At 74.9% G+C, this 3,452-nt stretch carries 3 protein-coding genes; 2 read left to right on the forward strand and 1 reads right to left on the reverse strand.

From position 1 onward, the window contains the following. Positions 1-88: 88 nt before the first annotated feature. Positions 89-1,420: a LuxR family transcriptional regulator gene (locus AB0M39_RS41640; RefSeq protein ID WP_365374306.1), complete on the reverse strand. Its 1,332-nt coding sequence runs from the start codon at positions 1,418-1,420 to the stop codon at positions 89-91. 283 nt (positions 1,421-1,703) lie between these two features. Between AB0M39_RS41640 and AB0M39_RS41645 the strand changes: the two genes are divergently transcribed. After that, entirely contained in the window at positions 1,704-2,513 is an 810-nt protein-coding gene (locus AB0M39_RS41645) for an HAD hydrolase family protein (RefSeq protein WP_365374309.1), read from the forward strand. Positions 2,514-2,762: 249 nt separating this feature from the next. Continuing rightward, a complete protein-coding gene (yidD, locus tag AB0M39_RS41650; RefSeq protein ID WP_365374311.1) occupies positions 2,763-3,188 on the forward strand; it encodes a membrane protein insertion efficiency factor YidD in 426 nt (141 codons plus the stop codon). The last annotated feature ends 264 nt before the right edge of the window (positions 3,189-3,452 follow it).

The following is a 3,452-nucleotide window of genomic DNA, read 5'->3' on the forward strand; positions in this document are numbered from 1 at the left end:
TACAGGAGTTCCGCTACGCCCGCGACCTCAAGCGCGTCTTCAACAACGAGAACCTCGCCTACCTGAAGAACTACGGCGAGGGCTGGGGCTATATGTCGAGGTCGCGCTCGGCGAACGCCACCGCGCCGCACGCGGCGCCGGCGCTCGCGTGCAGCACGGTCCGCTTCGACTCGCGCTGCCGCTCCCATGCCCGCGCGCTCGACTCCAGCTCCTGAGCCGCCGTCCGGGCCTCCTCGAGCCGCCCCAGGGCGAGGGCGACCTCCACCTGGGCGGCCAGCAGCCGACAGCGCCCCAGAAGGCCGGGCTCCTGGCCGCCGCGGCCGGCCGCCAGGGCGATCCGCAGCGCGGCGGCACAGGAGTCGGCCTTGCCCTGGGCGAGGCGCAGCAGGGCGAGTCCGGGCTGCGGGTCGCGGCCCAGCTCGTGCGCGCGGTCGTACGACGTCTCCGCGGCGGCCAGATCGCCGCGCCGCCGTTGAAGCTCGCCGGCCAGATAGAAGGCCTCCGCCGCCGTCCGGGCCTCGTACGGCAGCAGCTCGTCCGAGCTGAGCGCGGCTTCGGCGGCCGCCCGGGGCCAGTCGCCGCACAGATCGAGCACCTCGGCCCGGTGCACCCGGCACAGTCCGCGGAAGTTGTTCTCCCGGGGCATGGAGGCGCACCAGGACATCGCGGCGTCGGTCCACTCGACGGCTCGCCGCAGGTCGGCGCAGCCCATGCACTGCTGGAGGCCCAGGCAGTAGATCCACCCGGTGAACAGCGAGCTGAGCTCGCCCGCCATGGCCGAGCACATGGCGTCGTCGAGCAGCGTGAGCCCGGCGGCGACCCGCCCCTGGGCGAGCAGCACGTTCGCCTGCGCCTGGACGCTCATGGCGAGGAGGTCCTGGCTCCCGCAGCGCCGCGCGATGTCGCCCATCCGGCGGGCGGAGCGCAGCGACTCGTCGAAGTCGCCGCGTTGCTGCGCCTCCTGTGCCTCGACCCAGACGAGATAGCACTGCTCGACGCACTCGGGCTCGCCGCTCAGATGCGCTCGCGCCCGGTGCAGCCAGCCTGCGGCGGCGGCCGTGCGCCCGGCGAGCGAGTACTCGTAGAAGAGCATCCAGGCGCAGAATCCCGCCTGCCGCTCGTCTCCCGCCGCCGCGAAGCCCGCGTACGCCCTCGTCCTCGCCTCGACGGACTCCTCCACCCGTCTGGTCCACCAGGCGGCGTCGGCGAGCGCGACGAGCTCGTCGGGGGCCATCCGGCCGGGGTCGAGGTCGCGCAGCGCCGCGTAGACGTCGGCCCAGGCCTCGCGCGCGACGGCGTCCCACGTCCGCCCGGTCACCTGCCGGGTCACCCGGTCGGTCACCTGCCCGGTCGCCTGCTCTGCGCCGGTGATCCGCTCGGCCATCGCCGCTCCCCTCTCGCTCGCCACGAGCAGGGCCACCCCTGTCACCAGGATAGAAGCGGGCGGGCCGACGGGCCGCCTCGCCGGACGCCGAGGCGCGGCGGCGGGCGGTTCGCCGGGGCGGTTTGCCGGGGCGGTTTGCCGAGCCCGCAGGAGGTTCGCCGCTGTCAAAGTCCGCCGCTGCCGAAGTCGCCGGAGCGGCTGCGGTCCTCCGGCACCTCCCGCGTGCTTGGAACGGGGATTCCGTCCACTTCGGCGCGCCGGTCAACTCCCGTCGTGTGTGGCCGGTTCACGCGCGTGGCCGGTTCAGTAGCATCGGGCGATGACTCTTCCTCGGCTGATCGCCACCGATCTCGACGGAACGCTGCTGCGCCGCGGCGGCATCCTCTCGCAGCGCACCCTGAGCGCCCTGCGCGCAGCGGTGGACGCGGGGGCCGAGGTCGTCTTCGTCACCGCTCGCCCTCCTCGGTTCGTCGACAGGCTGACTGCCGCCACCGGGCTCGTCGGGACGGCCGTGTGCAGCAACGGCGCCCTCGTCTACGACGTCGCGACGCGGACCGTCGTCGAGACGCGGGCCCTGCCGGTGGCCGCCGCCCGGCAGGTGGCCGACGCGCTGTCGCTGGCCGCGCCCGGGCTGGGGTTCGCCGTCGAGACCGGCTACCAGGTGCTGTACGAGCCGAGGTTCGAGCTCCGCTTCCCCGTCGAGGCGGGGGGCGAGGTGGAGGTGGCGTCCCTGCTGGACCTGTGGCTGACGGACGTGCCGATCACCAAGCTGCTCGCCTGGTCGGCGCGGCTCGACGCGGACTTCCTGCTGGCCGCGGCGCAGGCGTCGGCCGGAGGGCTGGCACAGTTCACCCACTCCGGCGGCGCGGGCCTGCTGGAGATCAGCGCGACGGGCGTCAGCAAGGCGGGCACGCTCGCCGCGCTCTGCGCCGCGCGCGGCATCGACGCCTCGGACGTCGTCGCCTTCGGCGACGCGCCGAACGATCTGACCGTCCTGGAGTGGGCGGGCACGGGGTACGCCATGGCCAACTCCCATCCCGCGGTGCTCGCCGCGGTGCGGCGGCACACCGCGTCGAACGAGGAGGACGGGGTGGCTCTCGTCCTCGAGGAGCTCTTCCGCCGGGCGTGAGCAGCCCGCGAGGCCCGAGACGGGGACCGGCGTCGCGCGACGGCATCGGCAGAACGCGGTACGCGGGGCCGGGAGTCCAGGACCCGGGACCGGGGGTTCGTCACCCGGGACCGGGGGTTCGTCACGCGGCGGTCGACCGCGGTCCCGGCGACCGCCTCGTCGCCGACTGAGCGTCGCCGTGCGGACGGGCCGCCCGCGGCACGCCGAGATCGCCCCACGTAGGATCCGCCGGAACGGGAGGGGGACTGCGTGGCCAGGGCGCGGAAGAAGAGGTCCAGAGGCGAGGGCGAGGAAGAGGAGGGCTGCTGTGTAGGGACGTTGGACACCTGTGTCGGGTACCAGTTCTGCTGTCCCGCCCGATGGCTGACGATCCTTCCCCTCCTCGTGCTGCGCCCGCCGGCGGCGACCGCCGGGAAGGGCGCGGACCCCGCGGCGCCCCGTCCGGCCGGCCGGACGGCCTCCGCGCTGTACGAGGCTGTTCGCCGCTACCGCGTTAAGGTCAGCCCCACCCGGCCGGCGTGCTGCCCCTACACCCCGTCCTGCTCGACGTACGCCGTGAAGGCTCTCCACCGGCACGGAGCGCTGCGCGGCGGGCGGCTCGTCCTGGGACGGCTGCTGCGGTGCCGTCCTGGGGCGGCGAGGCGGCGCGGCTTCCAGGACCCGGTTCCGGGCTAGAAACGGCCTAGGGGGTCACTCCCTCGGCGATGCTCAGCGGGATGTACAGCAGCCCGTCGTCGATCGGCTCGATCCCGTCGTCGGTCAGGAGAGCGGACTGACACGGGGGTCGCCTCGGCGAGGCCGGGCGCGGCGGCGGGGGCGGGCGCGGGTGGGGGCGGGGCGGGGGGGGGGGCCCCCGGCGGGGGGAGCACACGCCCCCGGCCCGCCGGCGGGATAAAAAGAGGCGAGGCCCGGGGCCCCCCCCAGTTGGGGGGCCCCGCG

Source organism: Streptomyces sp. NPDC051907, from assembly GCF_040681075.1.
GTDB lineage: Bacteria > Actinomycetota > Actinomycetes > Streptomycetales > Streptomycetaceae > Streptomyces.

Bases quoted from the DNA above. Each gene is read 5' to 3' on its own strand.
- AB0M39_RS41645 (WP_365374309.1), top strand. From the start codon at position 1,704: ATGACTCTTCCTCGGCTGATCGCCACCGATCTCGACGGAACGCTGCTG.